The sequence below is a fragment of the Kibdelosporangium philippinense genome, from assembly GCF_021390435.2.
GTDB lineage: Bacteria > Actinomycetota > Actinomycetes > Mycobacteriales > Pseudonocardiaceae > Kibdelosporangium > Kibdelosporangium philippinense.
The window spans coordinates 108,162-128,185 of the sequence record NZ_JAJVCN010000003.1; the positions used below are offsets into that span (position 1 = coordinate 108,162).

The following is a 20,024-nucleotide window of genomic DNA, read 5'->3' on the forward strand; positions in this document are numbered from 1 at the left end:
TCTGCCTAGAAGAATCCGGGCAGTACCTCCTCCCGCGCCTGCGCGTAGCTGTCCTCGTGCTCGTCCAGATATGCCTGCCAGGCCTGGGCGTCCCAGATCTCCAGCCGGGTGATCGCGCCGATCACCACGCACTCCTTGGTCAGCTTGGCGTACCGCCGCAGCTCAGGCGCGATCGCGATCCGTCCCTGGCCATCGGGCCGCTGCTCGTCCGTTCCGGCGAACAGGTACCGCTGGTAGGCACGAACCGCCTCGTTCGTCAGCGGGGCGGCGGCGACCTTCCGGGCCATTTCCTCGAACTCCGCACGGGGGAAGACGTAGAGACAGTGATCCTGACCCTTCGTGACCATCAAGCCCCCCGCGAGGGCGTCGCGGAACTTCGCCGGCAGCGTCAGCCTCCCCTTGTCGTCCAGTTTCGGGGTGTGTGTACCGAGGAACATCGGTCCACCACCTCCCCACCAGCCCTGCGGACCGGCCATGGGACACCCTTCTGCCCCACTTGCGGCCACAGTACCCCACTTTTCACCACAGTCAACGCGGATCTGACTCGGATTACCCGGTCGAAGGACGCGTTTTCGCAGGTGACGCAGGTGGGGGCCAGGTGGGGCCGCAGTGGCCCCCTCCCTCGGTACAGGGATGCTTATTCGCTGTTCAGAAGGTGTTCAGATGTCCACAGTGGGCATTCGCGGGCCACTTGGCCGGTCCGGTGGGTGAATGTGGGGAGGGCCAGGCGGACCCAGCCGACTCGTGCCGGTTCGGGTGATGACTGACGGTGATCGTCGGCTTTTGTTGTGCCGTGAAGGTCACCTTCACGGCGTTCAACCTGGATTCACCGAAGATCTTGGCGGGTTGGTCGTGTCGTGAACGGGCAGATGCCCTCTGACTTGGGACGATTGTTCTTGTGACAGAAACATATCGGTCCGAGTGAGAGGGCATCTGCTGAGTGAAAGCATCGCATACGCGTGGCGCGGTGTCGGTGAGGTTCGACGATCCGGGATTGGTGTCGCACGCGGGCCTGGTGGCGGTGATGCGGCTGGCCGAGGACGCGGGGTTGTCGGATCTGGCCGGTGAGCTGGTCCGGCTGGGTGGTTCGGTGGGGGCGAACGCGGGCGCGAAGATCAGCTCGATCGTGGCCGGGATGGCCGCGGGCGCGGACTCGATCAGTGATCTGGATGTGCTGCGGCATGGTGGGATGGCGGGGTTGTTCACCGGGATCCGCGCACCGTCCACTGTGGGCACGTTTCTGCGCTGGTTCAGCATGGGTCATGTCGCTCAGCTGGAGAAACTCTCCGCCCGGCTGCTGGCCCGCTTGGCGGAGCTGACGCCGCTGCTGGCGGGGGCCGACCGGTTGGGGTTGCTGGATCTGGACTCGAAAATCAGCCAGGTCTACGGGCGGGGCAAAGACGGGGCCGCGTTCGGCTATACCGGGGTGTTGGGGTTGAACACGCTGGCCGCGACCCTGACCACAGCGGCGGGCAGGCCGGTGATCGTGGCGACCCGGTTACGGGGCGGCAACGCCGATACCCGCCGCGCGGTGAGCTCGCTGGCCCGCCGCGCGCTGGGCACCGCCCGCGCCGCGGGCGCCACCGGGCCGCTGCTGGTACGCGGCGATTCCGGGTTCTATGTCGGGGAATTGATCACGATGCTGGCGCGGGAAGGGGCCTGGTTCTCCATCACCGCCCCACAACATTCCGCGATCCGGGAGGCGATCGACGCGATCACCGAGCACGCCTGGCAGCAGCACACCTACCGCGACCCGGTCCTCGACCCGCACACCGGGCAACTGATCCACACCGCCCAGATCGCCGAGACCAGCCATACCGCGTTCACCAACCCGACCGTCAATCCCGGCCAGAAAACCACCGCCCGGCTACTGGTCCGCCGGACCCGGATCACCACCCGCGACGAGCAGGGCGAGTTGTTCCCAGCCTGGCGCTACCACGCGGTGTTCACCAACCTCCCACCCACCACCACCAGGCCCGCCACCACCGAGCCCGACACCACCGAGCCCGACACGGCCGGCTTCGACACGGCCACCGCCTGGCGTCTGCACGACCAACGCAGTGGCGCGATCGAACACGTCTTCGCCGAACTCGCGGCCGGCCCGCTGGCCCACTTCCCGTCCGGACTGTTCGCCGCCAACGCCGCCTGGCTGTCCCTGGCCGCCCTGACCCACAACCTCCTGCGCGCCACCGCCTGCCTGGCCGGCCCTGCCCACGCCCGAACACGGCTGACCACCCTGCGCCGCCGGTTGATCACCATCGCCGCCCGCGTCACCCGCACCGCCCGCCACATCACCCTGCGACTACCACAAGACTGGCCCTGGGCCACCGACTTCACCCACCTGTTCACCACCATCCACGCCCCACCCCACCCCGCCTGAACCCCTAACCACCCGCCTGACCAGGCCCAACCCGAAAGACCACAGTGGAAAAGCTGGGCAGACCAGCAACTCCCACACGACCACACCACACACCACCAGCCCACCACCACAACCACCCACCACCACAACCACAACCCAAGATCAACGGTGAATCCAGGTCCAACGCCCCAAAAGTTCCCCTCGCGCGGGCGTCTTTGGTGACCGGGCCCGGAATACCAGACCCGGCGACCGTCGGCTTTTTGATCATGGTCATGGTCATGGTGACATGCCTCGGGCGAATGGCTTGATCCTGCCTGTCCAAGCCCTGTCTTTCTGCTGTCCGATTGCCTTGTGCCGCCGTTTGGCGGCGTGTGAGCATCCAGAATGGCAGCAACCTCGTCGGAACGGGCGCGTCCAAAGGGGGCACGGGAGCCGAAGGAGTGGGGCCTTTGTCGCCAACTGCCCTGCACGTCGAGGGCGTCTTGCCGGATACTGATATCGAGAATGACAACCCCGGGCGACTTCGCCCTGGTTTGACACCACTCGTGTCAAGCTGTGCCGCCCTCGTTCGCCCAATCAGGGGAGTGAGGAGCTGGCATCGCATCGGTGGGATCTGGGAGAGCACCACCGAGGAGCATCAGGAGGTCGAGTGACGTCTTCTACCCCGTCCGCCGCGTTGCCTGGGCACCCATATGGCGGCAACGGTGCTGGGTCCGACCCCTATGCACTGCAGCAGGCCAATGGGACGAGTCCCAGCCCGACGCCGCGCGCTAGTACGGGTAAGGCGCTCGATGAGGTACATGCCACAGCCCAGCGCATCGCCGCGAACGTCGAGCGGGTGCTGGTCGGCAAGCCGGACGTGGTGCGGATCGCACTGGTCACGCTGCTCGCCGAGGGACACCTGCTGGTCGAGGACGTGCCAGGGGTCGGAAAGACCTCGCTGGCCAAGGCACTGGCGAAGTCGATCGACTGCTCGGTCTCCCGGCTGCAGTTCACCCCCGACCTGCTGCCGAGCGACGTGACCGGCGTATCGATCTTCAACCGGCAGACCACCAACTTCGAGTTCCGGCCCGGCCCGGTGTTCTCCAACATCGTGGTCGGCGACGAGATCAACCGCGCATCGCCGAAAACCCAGTCCGCGTTGCTTGAGTGCATGGAAGAGCACCAGGTGACGGTGGACGGCAACACATACCGGCTCGAGTCACCGTTCATGGTGATCGCGACCCAGAACCCGATCGAGATGGAGGGCACGTACGCCCTGCCAGAGGCGCAGCGCGACCGCTTCACCGCGCGTGTATCGATCGGCTACCCGGACCCGAACGCCGAGCTGGCGATGGTGGACGAGCACGCGGGCCACGACCCGCTGTCCACGCTGACGCCCGTGTCGGACGCCGCGCAGGTACGCACGCTCGTCGAGGCCGTGCGCGGTGTACACATCGCGCCCGAGGTTCGGCGGTACGCCGTCGACCTTGTGTCCGCGACCCGTCGGCTGCCGGAGATCCGTCTCGGCGCTTCGCCACGGTCGACGCTGCACCTCGTACGCGCCGCGCGTGCGCAGGCCGCACTGTCCGGCCGTGACTTCGTTGTGCCGGACGACATGCACGCGGTTGCCGTGCCTGTGCTCGCGCACCGTCTCGTGCTCACCGCGGAGGCTCAGGCTGCGCGTCGGTCGCCTGCGGACATGATTCGGGGGTTGTTGCAGCGTGTGCCGGTCCCGCAGGGCGTCGATCCGGCCGCGCAGTGGCCCACAGGGAACAGGCCGTAAACGATGGCTGGTCCACTGGCGGGCATGACCACTCGTGGCCGGTGCCTGCTGGCCGCCGGTCTGGCCGCTGCCCTCTGCTCGTTCGTGCTGAACGAACGTGACCTGCTGCGCGTGTCTGTTTTCGTGATCGCGATGCCGTTGCTGGTTTGCTTCCTGGCCGGACGGTCGCGCGTCGGGCTGCACACCGAACGGCACATCAACCCGATGCGCACCCCGGTTGGCGGCCGTGCCGAGGTGTCTTTGAACGTCTGGAGCACCGGACGGTTGCCGACGGGTGGACTGCTGCTGCAGGACGGCGTGCCGTACACCCTCGGTGGTAGGCCACGGTTCGTGATCGAGCACTTGCCGCGTAACAACGGCATCCAGCTGCGGTACACCGTCGAGCCGACGATGCGCGGCGTTCAGCACTTAGGTCCGTTACGCGCCAAGGTAACCGATCCATTCGGTTTGTCCGAATTCGACCGTGAGCTCGCCGGGGTGACTCGGTTGATCGTGGTCCCCCGGGTCGTCCCGCTGATTGGGATGCCGGGCGGATCGGGCATGGGCGCGGGCGAGGACGGCTCGGTCCGGTTGTCCTCCGGCCAAGGCGAGAACGACGCGGTCGTCCGGCCGTACCGGCAAGGCGACGACCTCCGGAAGGTGCACTGGCGCTCGACCGCGCACCGCGACGAGATGATGGTCCGTGTCGAGGAGCGCCCGTGGCGCGGCGGCACGACCGTATTGCTTGACCACCGTGAGCACGCCCATAAAGGCAGCGGCCCGACGGCCAGCATGGAATGGGCCGTCTCGATGGCCGCGAGCGTCAGCTTGCACCTGCTGCGCAACGGTCACCGCGTACGGCTCGTCGCCGAGGACGGCAGGCCGATCGCGCCGGAAAGCGCCGACGGCATCCACAGCGACTTCCTGGTGCTCGACTCGCTCGCCGCGCTGCAGGCGTCGCACCAGAAGGAGATCGCCATCGCGGGCGACCCCGGCCAAGGCCAGGAACTGGTCGCGATCCTCGGCTCGATCGACCCGGAGTCGGTCGAGCAGTTGATCCGCTATCGGCCGCGGGCCAGCCGCAGCCTGGCGATCCTGATGGACACCCACGCATGGACAACGCAGAGCGACTCGACCGCCGCCGACCCGGAGAGCGCGGCGACGCTGCTCAACACGGCGGGCTGGAGCACGGTCATCGCCAAACCTGACGTCCCGATGCACCAGATCTGGAACAACCTGTGCCGCGCCAGCCAAAGCCGTGGCGCGATGCACGCGAGTGGATGGTCCTGATGGTCTATACCCCGTCCCGGCCAACAGCGCCGCCTCCCCCACCGCCAACCCAGCCGCGCACGATCCAGCGCGCCCCTGAGCTGCCGTCGAACAACGTCACCCCGATCTTCGCCGCGATCACAACGCTGTGCGCGTCAACGGCGCTGTCCGGCGTGATCGCTGGAAGCGTGTGGCTCGGCCACGCGGCCGTGGCGATCATCGTCGTCGCCGGAACCGGAATCGGCCTGCGCGCGATGCGCTTCCCGATCCTGCTGATCGGTCTCGCGCAGCTGTTCGCGCTGATGTGCCTGGTCATCGCGCTGTTCACGACCGAAGGCGTACTCGGCTTCCTGCCAGGGCCCAAAGCGGTCGACCAGATCGGTGACGTCTTACGCGACGCGGTCACAGTGGTGCAGACAGGCGTCCCGCCAGTCGACCCCACCACACCGATCCTCTGTCTCGTGGTCATCGCGATCGGCCTCGTCGCGGTGCTCGTCGACTCACTCGCGGTCGCCGCAGGCACGCCCGCCGCCAGCGGTCTGGTGCTGCTGTGCGTGTACGCGGTCCCAGCCTCGCTCGCCGACGACATGCTGCCGTGGTGGTCGTTCGTGCTCGGCGCCGGTTCGTACGCCGTGCTCCTCGCCGTTGACGGCACGCACCGCCACCAGGTCTGGCGAGGCCATTCACCGCGGTCAGGCAACAGCGGCGGCAACAACGCCAGCGCGCCCGTCGCGCTCGTATCGGTGGCTGTCGTGCTTGCGTTGATCGTCGGCGCGGTCTTCACACCCATCGGCACGGTCGGGCAACTGCCCGGAAATGTTGGTGCGGGCGGTCTCGCATCCGGCGGCTTCTCGCTGAAGGCGTTCACGAAGCTGCGCGGAATGCTGGACCAAAAAGGCAACCAGGAGATGTTCCGCATCAGGGGACTGACCGACAACCGGCAGTACCTGCGGGCGACGACGTTGAAGACGTACATCGCGAACCAAGGCTGGGACCTCGGGCCAGGCATGCCCAACGGCAGGCCGTTGAACACGGAACTGCCACTGGAACCAGGCAGAAGCCCGAGTAGCGAGACGACGAGAGTCGAGATCGAACCGATCAACTCGGAGGACAACTGGGCGCCGGTCTACCCATCGCCACGGTTGATCGAAGGCCTGCCGGGTGATGCTCGCTTCGACGAACTGAGCGGCGCGGTCTACACCCGAAAGCCCCGGAAGTTCAGCCCGTACGTCGAATTCGTCGACCTGAACCAGCCAACCTACGAGCAGCTGCGCCAGTCACCGAGCGCAGGAAACCAAGTCGGCACCCAGTACACGGAGTTGCCGCCGCTCGACCCACGAGTCACCGACCTCGCGCGCCAACTGACGGCGGACAAAACAAACCAGTGGGACAAAGTTCTGGCGTTGAAGAACTACTTCGGCCCGCAGAACAACTTCACGTACAAACTGCAGACGGCGGCGGCAAGCGACCAAGACGCGTTGGTCGACTTCCTGTTCAACGGCAGGGCGGGCTTCTGCGAGCAGTACGCGTCAGCGATGGCGGTGCTCACCCGCGCGGCAGGCATCCCAGCCCGCGTGGCGATCGGCTACACATCAGGTTTCCTGGCAGGAGACTACCGAACGATCTCAACGCAGGACGCCCACGCATGGGTCGAGGTCTTCTTCCCGCAGTATGGCTGGATCACGGTAGACCCCACGCCGCTGACCGACGGCCGCGGCTACATCCCGCCGTACATGAACGCCCAGGGAAGCTCCTCCTCCGGCCCATTGCCCAACGAGAGCAGCACCGCCCCCACGGCCCCAGAGGACTCGGAAAGCAGCGCGGCCCCCAGGGCCCCAAACGACGACCCGTCACAGCCGGACCAGGGCGTCACCGAGTCACAGGACTCACTGGCGTGGAACGGATACGCGAGCATGGCCGCGGCAGGCGGTGCGACAGTGTTGTCACTGCTGTTGCTCACCGGCCTAGGTGTCGCAGGGCTCGGTCTGACCGGAGCGTCCCTCACTGCCCGAAAACGTCGGCAGAGAACAATCCTCGCCACCATAGCTACAGTGCTGTGGCTGCTGGCCGCGGTATTCGCCGCAGCGCTCGTCAGCTGGTGGCTAGCCGTCCCGCTGTTCCTGATCGGCCTATCCACCTTCCCCGCGCTAACCAGATACTGGCGCCGAAGAGATCGCCTCCAGATGGTCTACGGCAGCACCTCGGAAGCACCTATGGCAGCGTGGGATGAGGTGATGGCGGAGTCGTGGGACCGTGGCGCGAGCGCGCCATCGACCGACACCGTCCGCATGACCGCCCGACGGTTGGTCCGTGAACACTCGTTGGACGACTCAGGCAAGGACGGACTACGCAAGATGGTCACCATCCTCGAACGCTCTTGGTACGGCGGAGGAGGTGCGCCGGATCCCGAACTGCCGGAGGCCGTCGAACAAGTGCGTGACAGTATGAAACGCAACGCGCCACTGTCCTTGCGCGCCAAGCTCTTCCCGCGATCGGTGATGAAACCCCGCAAGCCTCGAAAGAGCGGCCGCTCGGACGATCCGCCCGCGAAGGGTTTCGAGGCAGCACCGTCGACCTGACAATCGGGCCCCTGAGTTCGCCTCAGGGGCCCGACTTTGTGTGGACCACCTCAGGTCAGTTGATCTTCGACACGCGGACTTGTCGTACCCCGTCGGTACGCTGGATACCCGGGGGCCGAGGGCCGAGGGCCGCGCTCCGGCTGGCCGCAGAACCCATCCATGCCGGTTTCTGCCCAGTCGAGTGCCCGCTGCAATGCCCCTCAGCGCATGCGTAAGGGCCACCTGCAGGCGTGTTTCCGCCGCGCGGTGGCCCTCGGGACGCCGTGGGGTCAGTCTTGCTCGAAGCGCTTGCGGAAGCGCTCCTCCATTCGTTGTGAGAACGAGCTCCGGCCTGCGGGGCGACTCTTACCGTCGCCCTCGGCCTGAGCAGCTGCGCCATCGTTGCCCCGCCGGATGGCGGTCAACGTGATTAGCGCGCCGAAGAACATGACTAGGAAGCCGAGCAGGCTGACGGCTGGAAATCCTCCAAACCAGAACTCTTGCACGACGACACCCAGTACCAACAGGGCGACGCCAACCACGAACAGCGCTACGCCCTGGACCCGCCGCCTGCGCGACGGACGCCTCAGGCGCGCACCGCGCACAGTGGAAGCGAACTTGGGGTCTTCGGCATAGAGCGCGCGCTCGATCTGATCGAGCAGTCGCTGCTCGTGCTCGGAGAGTGGCATCTTTCCTCCTCCGGCACAGCTCTCACGGGCGCCGGGCGATTGCGGCCGCCGTACCCGGCGGGCGCCCCATCCCTGGGGCGTCACCTCAAGGATACGAGCCCCGCGCCTGCTCGACTACCCGATCCTGCACTCTCCCGCAGGGTCTTGCCAACACATCGCGACACAGACGAGGATGCCCGCCGGACAAGGACACGCAATCGGCGGAGTCAGCGGGGCGTTCGGGGACGCCAAAGCCGCCGTGTCCAGCGACGATGACGTTCGGTGACAGTCTGTGTCCAGCGGGTGGCCGGTCGCCATCGCTCGGGTGAACCTGTCAATTTCCTCAAGTGAGTCGCGGCACGCGGTTGGGCGTGTCGGACCAGGGACGCTTGGCCGCACTTGGGCGCGCGGCACCGCACCGGGTTTAGCCGGAATTGTTGCGTTCAGAGATTTCTGAGTCCCGTGAGGACTCTTTCCATCAAGCTCAGATCGGGCCGCTCGCCGTTCGCCGACTTGGGCCGGTGAACGACCACCATGCTGGCCGACGCCATATCACCCAAAACGACACGGGCGACTCCAAGCGGTAACGACAACAACGCGGCGACCTCCGCGACCGAACGCGCCGACAAGCAAAGATCCGCGACCGAACGATGGTCATGGGTCATTGTTGAACCAATTCGCGCGAGCGTTGTGCGATTTGTCGAGATCAACGCCTCAATCGGCAGGTCATACGCCGTTTCGGTACGTCCACCGGTCCACGCGTACGGCCGGACGATCGAGCGGGTCCGGTCGACCTCGGTCCACTCAGGCTCGGGTTCGGGCAGCCAGCCACCCTGTTGTTGCGGGATATCCGCAGGTGGCAGCGTTGGCAACGGTGGCGGCGGCGGTGCGTCAGCCCGCTGGAAACGCGCACCTGCCGGGCCTGTCCCTGGCTTCGCCGTGGGCACGGCGGGCTCACCCCACTCCTCCTCAGCGTGCCCGCCAACGGCAGGCACGTGGCCAAAGCGCGCCCCAGTGCGCCCGACCTCGTTCTTTCGCCGATCAGATCCAGCCACGTGTGTCACGTCCCCCATGCCGGATTCCCAATGTTCCATCTGAAGAGAAGGCCAAAACGTTAGCCAGAATGGGAACGCCAGGGGTAACGGCGCTGTTTCGCGGTCGTTTTATCCCAGTTACTGAAATCCCGAACTCCGCCATCCGGGTGATAAATACGATGGTGTACCACATGCGCCAGACGGGTATGTATCAGACGAAAGTGGCTCTTCGAACTTGGCCGGGGTTTGACTGGGTCGTGAGGTTTCTGCCCAGTGTGAGGGCCCGTGGCTCTGTGCGTGATCATTTCTGTTGTCTACGCAGGAAGATCACGACAGAAGAGCCACGGGCATGGTTAACGATACGACCCGTCTGCTGGGCCTGGCCGGCCTGGTTGTCGTTCGGGTCGATGAAGCAGCACACGGTGGGCCGGTGGTCCATCTGGTCACCGCAGACGAGCAGGCCCGTGCTTGCCCGGGATGCGGCGTGACAGCGACCAGGATCAAGGAGTGGGTGACCACACAGCCGAGGGATCTGCCGGTGGTTGGCAGACAGGTCGATCTGCGGTGGCGCAAACGTCGCTGGCACTGTGACCAGCAGGACTGCGGCAGGAAGACGTTCACCGAGGCGGTCGAGCAGGTTCCGGCGCGGGCCCGGGTGACCGGTCGGTTGCGGCGGGCGGCCGGTGCGGCGGTGGCCGATGGTGGGCGCACGATCGTGCAGTCCGCTCGGGATCACGGCTTGTCCTGGCCGGTGGTGTCGGCCGCGTTCACCGCCCACGCCGCCGCGGTGCTGCCGGACAGGCCAGACCCGGTGGCGGTGCTGGGGATCGACGAGATCCGCCGGGGCCGTCCGCAGTGGACCTGGAACGACGACCAGCAGTGCTGGGAGGTCACAGTGGATCGGTGGCATGTCGGGTTCGTGGACCTCGCGGGCGGGCAGGGCCTGCTCGGGCAGGTCGAGGGCCGCACCAGCGTGGCCGTGCGGGACTGGATCACCCAGTGGGACCAGGCCTGGCGCCAGGGCATCCGGGTCGTGGCGATCGACATGTGCACCGTCTTCGCCGCCGCGGTCCGCGCCGTGTTACCACAGGCCAGGCTGGTCGTGGACCACTTCCATCTCGTGCAGTTGGCCAACCAGGCCCTCACCGAGGTCCGTCGCCGGGTCACCCTGCAGGTGCGGGGCCGGCGAGGCCGCAAAGGCAACCGGGAGTGGGAACTGCGCAACCGGCTGACCCGCTCGGCCGCCCGGATACACGAGAAACACCTCGACCCGATGATCGACGACCTGCGGGCACTCCCGACGGGGATCGGCACACCGATCCTGACCGCGTGGAACGCCAAGGAAGACCTGCTCGACCTGCTCGACCTGGCGCGCACCCACCCGGACCGGGCCGTGATCTGGCCCCGGCTGTCGCGGTTCTACGAGCGGTGCGCCACAGCCGGCCTGCCCGAACTGGAGCGACTGGCCAGCACGGTCTCGGCCTGGTGGCCCGAAATCCTCGCCTTCCTCGACACCGGCATCACCAATGCAGGATCCGAGGGCACCAACCGGGTCATCAAAACCGTCGCCCGCGACGCCTACGGCTTCCGTAACCCGGTCAGTCAACGTCTGCGCACCCGCTGCGCCACCACCCGCAAAGGCCGAGGATGCCTCAACCCCGCATAACTTCGAAGAGCCACGAAAGTCCGGGTCAGATAGGCACGAGTTCGCCCGGAACCGGTTACGCGACCATGGGGTGCCGCCTCTGCGGCCAGACGGCCAGTGGCAGAAGCTCGCCGACCGGCGGCGACGGCCTTGACCGAGCCGCCAGATCGAGTTGTCGCTCGGTTTAACGGTCGGGGCAGCTAGTGGTGTGTCTCGGAGCGTTGCTGGGTTTATTCGGCGGATCCAGGTTTTCGCTGGGCGTGCCGGACGAAGGTGCCTGTACCGGGGGCGCCTTTGGCCAGTGCTGCCCAGAGGAAAATCTGGCTAGGAGGCCGCTGAATTAGGGTGGTTTGCGGGTTGGTTGTCACCGAGTGATGGCAGGCGAGGACCTGGGCCTTGCTGATTCATGGGTGATGCTGGGCGTTCAGGGAGCCCAGGGCGGTTGCTCGACGAGGTTCACAATCCCCAAGACTGGGGGTTGGGCCGTGGTTTCCCTCAGGTAGCCAGGGTCCAAGCGCCCGCCGTATGGGTCAGGCCGCGACCGATGAGGTTGCGGAGGTTCAAGGCTGCGGTGCGGCGTTTGAGCCAGGCGTTGTTCTTGCCGGTGCCTAGATATCGGAGTTTGAGACGTCGGCCACCGCGGCTGGCGATCTGGGAGATGACCCGTTCCACGTTGGGGCGGAACGTCCTGTAGCTCTCGCGCAGTTCGGGCTTGTCCGCCCAGTCGCGTCGGGCTTGGCGCAGCAGGTCATCTCGTGGGTGCAGAACGATTTTACGGCCGGTCTTGGACGTGGTGCACTGTGCACGCAGTGAGCAGGCACGACAGAGAGCGCCAAAGGTGGCGACCCGGGTCCGGCTGATCGGGCGGGTGATGTCGTTGGGGCAGGTGACCGTGCCCGCTTGCTCGTCCACGGTGAAGTCGTCCACGGTGAAGTCGTCCACGGTGAAGTCGCCCTCGACCGGAGCCCGCAGCGGCTTGGGCTTGATCACCGCCTCATGCCCGGCATCGTCGATCCCACCGCGTAGATCCCCTGTGCCATAGGCGGAATCGCCGTACCACGCGCGCTTGCCGTCCTCGGCGTCGAGGAACTCCTCGGCCACAGCGGGGTCGGAGTTCTCCGTGCCGGCGGCCGTGGTCACCTTCTCGTCGGTGACGATCCCGGTCTCGGGCTCGGCCGCCACGTGCGCCCGATACCCGTCCCGCCGGTTCTCCGGGGACTTGCGGGTATGCCGCGCATCCGGATCCACTGTGGACACCACCCGGTCCGGGGCGACCTTGCGGGCGATCCGCCACCGCCCATCAGTGCCGTCACTGCCCTCGGCGGGCTCGACATCCTGACCGGCGACCAACGCCAGCAACGCCAACGCGAACTCCGCGTCGCCTTCCAGTTCGGTATCGGCCAGCGCCGCCACCAGCGCGTTCGCATCGTTGACCAGCGCGGAGACCAGCGCGTCCCTGGCGGCCGGGTCGTCCCAGTCGATCCTCGGCTTGTCCGGCCGACTGTAGTCATGGCCGGTACACACCTTCGCGATCTGCCCCGCCGCGCCGGGCACCTGCCGATCCACCCGCCGGATCGCCGAGATCAGCTGGGTGATGGTGTCCTGGGTGGCGACCGCGTCGGCCAGGATCGTGGAATCCACCGCCCGCTTGCGGCGGCCACGCAGGATCCCGGTCTCCTCGACGACCGTGCGCACCGCGTCGTTGATCCGATGCGGCCGCCCCGAGGTGGCCAGTCGTTTGCGCCAGTACACCAGCGTCGAGGGGTCGAATCCCTTGTCGTCCAATGCCATCCCGGTCGCGACCTTCCACCGCAGGTCACACCGGGCCGCCTCAGCGGTCTCCCGATCCGAGAGATCATGCAGGGTCTGCAACACCAGGATGGAGGCCATCACCGACGCCGGGATCGAGGGCCGTCCCTTGCCCGAGGGGAACAGATCCTCGAACTCTCCATCGGGGAACAGATTCCGGCGATGCCCGGCCAGGAACGCGAACATGCTCCCCGCCGGGACCAGATGACCGACCAGCGCCTCCGCGTCCAGCAGCTCCCGATCACCACGCTCCACACCCTGCATGAAACGATTCTCCCAGCTCAAACCCACATCCTGGGGCGACACGCCGATTATTCAGCGGCCTCCTAGCCGCGCTTTCCGCCGTTCATCTTGTCGAGCATCGCGTTGTAGGCAGCCAGTTCCGCTTCTCCGTCGGCGTCCGCCTTGCGGTCGCGGCGGCGGGCTTCTTTCTCGTCCTGGCGGGCCCATTGGACCAGCAGCGCGACCAGCACGACGATCAGCGGCAACTCACCGGCCGCCCAGGCGATACCGCCACCCAGGCGCTGGTCGGACAGCAGGTCACTGGCCCAAGGCAGCGCCAGCGAACGATAGAACCGGTCGCCGATGATCTGCTGCATGCTCATCAGGATCACGCCGAAGAACGCGTGGAACGGCAGCGACGCGAAGACCATCGCCAGGCGCCCGACCGGCGGCAGGCGACGTGGCGCTGGGTCGATACCGATCACCGGCCAATAGAAGATGTAGCCGGTGATCACGAAGTGCGCGTTCATCGCCAAGTGCGCCCAATGCAGATCCAGCGCGCTGTCGAACAGGCCCGAGAAATACAGCATGTAATAGGAGCCGACGAACAACACCAGCGCCACGACGGGATGCGTCAGCAGGCGCGCCAGCGGCGAATGCACGAGCGCCACCAGCCATTCACGGGGCCCAGGCGGATTGTCCTTGCCCGCGGTTGGCAGCGCGCGCAGTGCCAGCGTGACCGCTCCGCCGAGGACCAAGAGGATCGGCGCGAGCATGTTCAGCATCATGTGGCTGATCATGTGAATGCTGAACATCGACGGTGAGTACCGGCCGATCCCGGACGATGTCGCCAGCAGGATCGTCGCGCAGCCGCAGAGCCAGGCGACCGTGCGGCCGACCGGCCAGGCGTCGCCGCGGGCCTTCAGCCGTCGCACACCGAGCAGGTAGAGCACCGCGAGCGCGATCGCCGCCGTGCCGTAGATCAGGTCGAAACGCCAGTCCACCAACGCTTTCAGGAACGTCGGCGCACCATCCAAGGTGTATCCGATGCGCAGTTCGACGTTGTTCGGCTGGGTGACGGCCTGCTGCGGTGGCGGGGTTCGGGCCAGCGCCGCCGCGATGCCGATAGTCATCATCATGACCAGCACTTCGAACGCGGCCAGCTTCACCAGCGCGCGTCCGGAACCCGTAGCGACAGCGGTCGCGACACCGCGTTCGCGCTGGAAGTACCCGAACACCCCGAGCGCGAGCAGCGCGACGATCTTGGCGACGACGAGCAGGCCGTAGTTGGTGCTGAACAGGTCGGCCACCGGCAGCCGCACCAGCGCGTTGATCACGCCAGACGCGGCCATCACGATCCAGCACGCCAGTGCGACCTTGGAGAATCGGCTCGCGGCCAGCCCGAGGTGTTCGCCCTTGCGCCTGCCGTGGGCCAGCAGCGCGACCAGCCCGCCAACCCACAGCGCGGCGGCGATCAGGTGCAGCAGCAGGCTGTTGGTCGCCAGGTCGTGCTGTCCACCGCTGGATGAGTGGCCGCTGACGCCCAGCGGGAGCAGACCTCCGACCGAGACGAAGAACAGAACCGTGGCCCAGCCCCACGTCAGCACAAGCCGTGTGCCGACCGCGACGAGGAACGCGATCGCCGCTGTGACGAGCCATGTGTTCGTCAGCTCCGCGGCGCCCGCCAGGTCGACAAGCGTCTGGATGTCGAACAGCTGCGACACCGGACGGCCGAACGTATCAGCGGTCGTGAACGGAATGGACAGCAGCGCGCTGACGCACCAGATGACCGACGCCCACCCGGCCATACGCACGGCCGCGTAACCGTCGGGCGCGAGCACACCGGACTGCTGTGGCGGGGCCATGAACGCGGCGAACAGCAGTGAACCGATCACGAGCACGGCACTGATCTCGGCCACCACACGCAGCGTGATCATGCCGTACGCGGTGAACGCGCCAGGGTTGGGAACACCTGCCAGATAACGGTCGCTGACGAGCGCGAACAGCGCCGCCGCAACGAGCACCGCGAGGACACCGCCGACCGCTAGCAACGGTCCGACACGAGCACGCGCTCGCTTCGTACCGGTCGCCTGCGGTGGAGAGTCGGTGGAGGTCACAAGCTGAGAGTAGTGGTCACGCGGTGGCGGTCTCGACGGCCTGTTGACGGGTTTGCTGTTCCCGTCGCCGTGCACGGTTCGCCAGCAGAGTCAGCGGCGCCATGGCCCACGCGATGACCGCGGCCACGCCCAGCGCTACGGGCAGGGATGTGACTGAGGCGATCCCGCCGATCATGGGCGGGCCGAGCAGGAAACCGCTGTATGCGATGGTCGTCACAAATCCGAGCTCGCGTTCGCCACCGCCGCCGTCAGCTCGTCGCCCGACCGCGCTCGCGAGTTCCAATGCGACTGGGAATCCGTACGCCAGGCCCATACCGGCCAACGCAAAACCGATGTACGTGAACGCCGGTACGGGTACGAGCACGGCGATGAACAACCCGAGTGCGCCAATGGTCGAGCCGCCGATCAGCATGCGCTGCGAACCCCAACGGGTCTCGGTGCGCTCGCCGAGCAGGCGCGCGATGGCCATGGATATGGAGAACCCGGCGTAGATCAATGCTGCTTGTGCTTCGCCTATCCCGCGCTCGTGCACGCCGAAGAACGCTGACCAGTCGACGCTCGCGCCCTCGGCGACCGACGAGCACAACGCGATGAAACCGAGCAGCCACAGCACTGGGCGCTTGATTACAGATCTTGAAAGGCCAGGATTACGGCGGTTGTGGTTCGAGGTTCAGTCTGGTGTGGGCGAAGAACGCGTCGATCAGCCCGGGTCGGTACTGGATGCGTTTGAGTCGGTTCTTCACGATGGCGGTGAGCTGGTCGATGCCGTGCACGATGAGGTTTCCGAGGTTGCGTTTGACGTGGGACCACACGTGCTCGGTCGGGTTGAGGTCCGGGGCGTAGGGCGGGAGTTGGATCACGTGTAGCCAGTCGCGGGCCGCGACCAGTTTGCGCATCGCGTGACTGGTGTGCGTGTTGAGGTTGTCCCAGATCAACACGATCGGGGCGCCGAGCTGCTGGTGTGCGGCGTCCAGCAGGGCGGCGTAGTCGGTTTCGGCGAAGCTGCGCCGTTCCCCCTTGCGGCCGCGGTGGGTCCGGACACGGTAGATCAACCGGGGCCGGTGCCCGGGCCGGACGCATACCAGCCCGGCGACCGATACCCGGCCCGAACCCTTGCCCGACACCGGGATCTGTGGTGTCTGGCCCCGGCGGCCCCAGGTGCGGGCTTTCGGCGGGCGCAGCGTTTGCCCGGCCTCGTCCTCGAAACACAGCCAAGCACCTTGCTGCGCCGCTACCGTTTTCCCGCCGGCCATACCTCCCGCCGCCAGGTGGCGATCGCCTGCTCGTCGCGCTCGATCGCGCGGTGGGCGGGTACTTGTGGCGAGAACCCCATGCGGTGCAGCAGATACGACACCCCGTGCAGCGTGTAGCGGGTGTGAAACAGCCGGGCGATCAGATCGGCGACCCGAGCCAGGGTCCAGCGCTGATCCTCGCCGAACCCATGCACGGCTGGGCCTTGTTCCACAGCCTGGGCCAGCCTGTCCAGTCGTGGCTGGTCCAGCCGGCAGGACGATCCGCCCGGTCCCTTCGACGCCAGCCCTGCCTCACCCTCGGCACGCCATCGACGCCGCCAGGTATAGACCGCGTTGGTGGATACCCGCAGTCTGCGGGCGATCTCGGCGGCCGGCACGTCCTGGGCGAACCATTGGGCCGCCTGCAACCGGACAGCTTCGCGTGTGGCCCTGCCCCGCTCGGAAAGGCCACCTCCATCCGCGTACCTCATCCATCCCTGCGTAGATCATGAATCGATCAGGATCCGGGAGGACACGCCGCCCAAGGACAAGATCAACCCTGGCCTTTCATGATCTGTAGCCTTGATCATTCACGTGGGTGACGTGTCCGCCTGTGCCGGTTCGGATGTTGATCTTGAGTTGGTTGCTGTGTGGTGATGGTCAGGGTTCGAGCCCGGCCGCCGGTGTTGGCTGGGCGCCGGGTTGGGGGGCGGGCCTTTCAGGTCGAGGGGCAGGGACAGGGGTCATCGAGTTGGTGGTGGCAGGGCCAGCGCTGCCCGGAGGCAGGCGGCGAGAGGGTCGGCCCAGGGCCAGGTTTCCGGGATTTTGATCTTGCGTTTGCGTTGGCCGCGGACGATGCGGGCGGCGGTGTGCAGTAGCCGGTAGCGCAGGGTTTTGGGTTCGGCTTTGGCGAGGGTGCCCTCAAGGCAGAGCAGGCGCAGCCAGGCGAGCAGGTCGATGGCGATGGTGGCGGCCAGACACCAGGCCCGGTTGATCTCGATCTTGGTGGAGGGCAGGTGACCGAGGCCGGTTTGCTTGCCGCAGCGGACGTGGTCCTCGACTCGGGCGTGCGGGCGGTGACGGGCTTCCAGGAACTGGACGGTGGCGCCCGAACCGCTGCCCGGGGTGTTGGTGGCCACCAGTTGGTAGCGCCAGCCGTCGGCTTCTTCGAACAGGGACAACTGTGCGCCGGGGTGGGGTTTCTCACGACGACAGATGATCCGCAGATCGGCCGGCCAGTTCTCCAGTTGGTCCCCGTCGGGGTGGTGACGTAGTAGCGCGGTCAGTTCCACCACGCCGGCTTTGTCCAGCGGCCGAGGATCGCCGTGGTGATCGAGCACTGCCTGCCATGCCTTCGCGGGGACACGGCCGATCGCGGCTCGTTCCCGCGCACCGAGTTCCCAGCCGACGCTGTAGTGCGCCTGCCTGCCTGGCTTGGCGTTCAGCGCGGTGATGTACTTGATGAGACCGTGGGAGGCGCCCGCGCCGTCCACGGTGACTAGAAGGTTCCTTCGATGTTTCGCCGGGATCTGGGCGATCGCGGCGTCGAGGACCTCGAGGTGATCAGCTGTCGTGTTGGATCCGGCGCTTCCTGTGCGCAGCAACAGGGCCAGCGATTCGCCGGTGTTGTCACACATGGCCAGCAGCGGATGATGACCGAAGCTGCCCTTGTAGGTTCCCGCGGCGAGTTGTTTGTCCGAGTGCGCGATCACCAGCGAACCATCCAACCGGACCACCACGGTCGTGCCCAGATCACGGTCGGCCACCCGCGACGGCGGAATCCGGCCGTGCCGTCGCTCGATCAACGACCACACATGCTCGCGGATCCGGGCACGCACACGGGCGATCTTGTTGCGCTGCACCTGACCGACCGCGTCCAACGTGCGCCACAACGTCGGATCTGAGGCGACCGGCCCGAACAGTTCGGCCTGATCGCGCAGGACAGCCAGATCCGACAGGACCCGCCCGCCGTCAGCGATCAACACCGCGGTGTCGGCGAACACCCGGCCACGGTCATGCACCGGCATGAACCCACGCCGCGCCATCGCCCGCGACAAGCCTTCCGTCAACCCGGTGCGGTCGGCCAGCAACCGCACCGCCGCGGTCCCGGCATGACTGACCACGCCACGCCCACCGACTTCTACCGCCAGATCCCGCGACCACCCAGTAACATCCACGTCGAAAGTGCTCCAGAGCTTCATGGGTAAGAACAGGCATTAGCAACCTCATCTTCCCAGCTCAGGAGCACTTTTCCCTGTTCCGACACGGCGCCCGAATCAAGATCGCCATGAATACTCAGGGCTAGAGGATCAAGGAGCGCCGCCGCTGGCGACGCGCGTACCGCACGCGGCGCGGGTGCCGTCCATCGCGACACGACCGGGCTCCCGCTTCGCTACACCCGGTCGGTCGCCCGGACAGGCCCGCGCCGCCGCGTAGGTTGGCGAAGCCAGTGGCGGCGCGCATTGAGCCATCGGCCAACCGTGTTGTGGCTTGTATGCCAAGCGCGACGTCAGCCTTGATCGTCTAGGCGCTTACGTTCCTTTTCGATCTCGTCCTGTTGCCTGTGAAGTCTGACCCGTTCGGATGGCATGTCGGTCTCAACGATCGGCTCGTCGAGAGGGAACTCTTCCAACCGCTGAGTGATTCCACGGCTCTGAGCTGCGAGTTCGCTGAGAGGCTTATGGTCACGGTCCTCATTGGTCATAGACGCGAGTGTGCGCCTGTCAGGGCCACAGAAGGGCTGCAGTTTGGGTTGCAGTTCGGCTTCGTTCAGGGGTCGTTCAGGCCAGATTACGCACCCCCTCTGACCTTGGACTGACGATTTCGGACTGTCCTGAATGGGTGTCTGGGGCAGCTCGTAATGCGTAGGTCACGGTATGCCGCCGCGTTGGTGAGCCGAGCATGCAGCCGAAGCAATTGGATCGGCTGAGCACTAGAGATCCCTCATTTCTAATCGTTTAGCACCGGGACACCGGCATCAAGGGCGCCTACGGCGTTGCTGCGCAATGGACGCAAGCGCCCACCCTTGACACCGGTGTCTCGGTGCTAACGGGCGGCAAGGGCGAGGGGAAGGGGTCGGGCAGGGACTGACCGAATCACCTTGATCGCGCCCGTGACGGAAGAGGCACCATGAGGAGCAATCGGCAGCCTGGACCCGGTCAGGCCGTCCTCTGGACGCACCACGAGCTGACGCAGGTCTACGCCAGGACAGGCCAGCGGAGCACGCGGCGAGTCGTGCCCCTCGCGTGCCCCATATGGCGGTCAACAGCGGTCAATCACGGTCCTTCAGGGCACCGATCGCCCGGGAACCCGCAGGTCAAGGGTTTGCCTGGTCGGTGCCAAGATCACGGCCCGATCTTCCAAGCTG

General features: G+C 66.5%; 15 protein-coding genes. 5 read left to right on the top strand and 10 right to left on the bottom strand.

Annotation, left to right across the window (positions count from 1 at the left end; genetic code table 11):
- Positions 1-5 precede the first annotated feature (5 nt).
- Positions 6-437 carry a division/cell wall cluster transcriptional repressor MraZ gene (mraZ, locus tag LWC34_RS32340; protein WP_054297366.1) on the bottom strand — a complete coding sequence of 144 codons (432 nt, stop codon included), beginning with the start codon at positions 435-437 and terminating at the stop codon, positions 6-8.
- A gap of 503 nt (positions 438-940) precedes the next feature.
- Here mraZ and LWC34_RS32345 point away from each other — a divergent pair.
- The 4 genes from LWC34_RS32345 to LWC34_RS32360 all read left to right on the top strand — a co-directional run bounded on the left by LWC34_RS32345 (position 941) and on the right by LWC34_RS32360 (position 7,951).
- Positions 941-2,380: an IS1380 family transposase gene (locus LWC34_RS32345; RefSeq protein ID WP_233729080.1), complete on the top strand. Its 1,440-nt coding sequence runs from the start codon at positions 941-943 to the stop codon at positions 2,378-2,380.
- Between the two features lie 628 nt (positions 2,381-3,008).
- Positions 3,009-4,124 carry an AAA family ATPase gene (locus LWC34_RS32350; protein ID WP_233729081.1) on the top strand — a complete coding sequence of 372 codons (1,116 nt, stop codon included), beginning with the start codon at positions 3,009-3,011 and terminating at the stop codon, positions 4,122-4,124.
- 3 nt (positions 4,125-4,127) lie between these two features.
- Positions 4,128-5,393 (top strand): DUF58 domain-containing protein, encoded by a 1,266-nt coding sequence (locus LWC34_RS32355; protein ID WP_233729082.1) that lies wholly within the window; start codon positions 4,128-4,130, stop codon positions 5,391-5,393.
- A complete protein-coding gene (locus LWC34_RS32360; protein ID WP_233729083.1) occupies positions 5,393-7,951 on the top strand; it encodes a transglutaminase TgpA family protein in 2,559 nt (852 codons plus the stop codon). The genes LWC34_RS32355 and LWC34_RS32360 overlap by 1 nt, the downstream gene beginning before the upstream one ends.
- A gap of 269 nt (positions 7,952-8,220) precedes the next feature.
- Here the strand turns inward: LWC34_RS32360 and LWC34_RS32365 are convergent, their stop codons facing one another.
- On the bottom strand, positions 8,221-8,619 hold the full coding sequence (locus LWC34_RS32365) for an SCO2097 family morphological protein (protein WP_233729084.1): 399 nt from the start codon (positions 8,617-8,619) through the stop codon (positions 8,221-8,223).
- A 422-nt stretch (positions 8,620-9,041) separates the two neighbouring features.
- Positions 9,042-9,671: a DUF742 domain-containing protein gene (locus tag LWC34_RS32370; protein ID WP_233729085.1), complete on the bottom strand. Its 630-nt coding sequence runs from the start codon at positions 9,669-9,671 to the stop codon at positions 9,042-9,044.
- Between the two features lie 310 nt (positions 9,672-9,981).
- Here LWC34_RS32370 and LWC34_RS32375 point away from each other — a divergent pair, with 310 nt between their 5' ends.
- Entirely contained in the window at positions 9,982-11,298 is a 1,317-nt protein-coding gene (locus tag LWC34_RS32375) for an ISL3 family transposase (protein ID WP_233724452.1), read from the top strand.
- A gap of 474 nt (positions 11,299-11,772) precedes the next feature.
- Here LWC34_RS32375 and LWC34_RS32380 read toward each other — a convergent pair whose 3' ends face one another.
- From LWC34_RS32380 to LWC34_RS32410, 7 genes are all read right to left on the bottom strand, one after another.
- Positions 11,773-13,350: an IS1182 family transposase gene (locus tag LWC34_RS32380; RefSeq protein WP_233729086.1), complete on the bottom strand. Its 1,578-nt coding sequence runs from the start codon at positions 13,348-13,350 to the stop codon at positions 11,773-11,775.
- 62 nt (positions 13,351-13,412) lie between these two features.
- A complete protein-coding gene (locus LWC34_RS32385; RefSeq protein WP_233729087.1) occupies positions 13,413-15,425 on the bottom strand; it encodes a bifunctional copper resistance protein CopD/cytochrome c oxidase assembly protein in 2,013 nt (670 codons plus the stop codon).
- A 16-nt stretch (positions 15,426-15,441) separates the two neighbouring features.
- Positions 15,442-16,038, bottom strand: coding sequence for an MFS transporter (locus LWC34_RS32390; RefSeq protein WP_233729088.1), 597 nt, complete (start codon positions 16,036-16,038; stop codon positions 15,442-15,444).
- 34 nt (positions 16,039-16,072) lie between these two features.
- The gene (locus LWC34_RS32395; RefSeq protein WP_233724349.1) at positions 16,073-16,678 is read right to left on the bottom strand and encodes an IS630 family transposase; all 606 of its coding nucleotides are present in this window, start codon (positions 16,676-16,678) and stop codon (positions 16,073-16,075) included.
- Positions 16,657-17,148: a winged helix-turn-helix domain-containing protein gene (locus tag LWC34_RS32400; RefSeq protein ID WP_233724673.1), complete on the bottom strand. Its 492-nt coding sequence runs from the start codon at positions 17,146-17,148 to the stop codon at positions 16,657-16,659. Before LWC34_RS32400 ends, LWC34_RS32395 begins: the two co-directional genes overlap by 22 nt.
- Positions 17,149-17,400: 252 nt before the next feature.
- A complete protein-coding gene (locus tag LWC34_RS32405) occupies positions 17,401-18,858 on the bottom strand; it encodes an IS1380 family transposase (RefSeq protein WP_233722402.1) in 1,458 nt (485 codons plus the stop codon).
- 308 nt (positions 18,859-19,166) lie between these two features.
- Entirely contained in the window at positions 19,167-19,361 is a 195-nt protein-coding gene (locus LWC34_RS32410) for a hypothetical protein (protein WP_233729089.1), read from the bottom strand.
- Positions 19,362-20,024 lie beyond the last annotated feature (663 nt).

Coding starts and splice junctions, on each gene's coding strand:
- LWC34_RS32380 (WP_233729086.1), bottom strand. CDS start 13,350: ATGCAGGGTGTGGAGCGTGGTGATCGGGAGCTGCTGGACGCGGAGGCG.
- LWC34_RS32375 (WP_233724452.1), top strand. CDS start 9,982: ATGGTTAACGATACGACCCGTCTGCTGGGCCTGGCCGGCCTGGTTGTC.
- LWC34_RS32405 (WP_233722402.1), bottom strand. CDS start 18,858: ATGAAGCTCTGGAGCACTTTCGACGTGGATGTTACTGGGTGGTCGCGG.
- LWC34_RS32360 (WP_233729083.1), top strand. CDS start 5,393: ATGGTCTATACCCCGTCCCGGCCAACAGCGCCGCCTCCCCCACCGCCA.
- LWC34_RS32370 (WP_233729085.1), bottom strand. CDS start 9,671: ATGGGGGACGTGACACACGTGGCTGGATCTGATCGGCGAAAGAACGAG.
- LWC34_RS32410 (WP_233729089.1), bottom strand. CDS start 19,361: ATGACCAATGAGGACCGTGACCATAAGCCTCTCAGCGAACTCGCAGCT.
- LWC34_RS32355 (WP_233729082.1), top strand. CDS start 4,128: ATGGCTGGTCCACTGGCGGGCATGACCACTCGTGGCCGGTGCCTGCTG.
- LWC34_RS32400 (WP_233724673.1), bottom strand. CDS start 17,148: ATGAGGTACGCGGATGGAGGTGGCCTTTCCGAGCGGGGCAGGGCCACA.
- mraZ (WP_054297366.1), bottom strand. CDS start 437: ATGTTCCTCGGTACACACACCCCGAAACTGGACGACAAGGGGAGGCTG.
- LWC34_RS32365 (WP_233729084.1), bottom strand. CDS start 8,619: ATGCCACTCTCCGAGCACGAGCAGCGACTGCTCGATCAGATCGAGCGC.
- LWC34_RS32395 (WP_233724349.1), bottom strand. CDS start 16,678: ATGGCCGGCGGGAAAACGGTAGCGGCGCAGCAAGGTGCTTGGCTGTGT.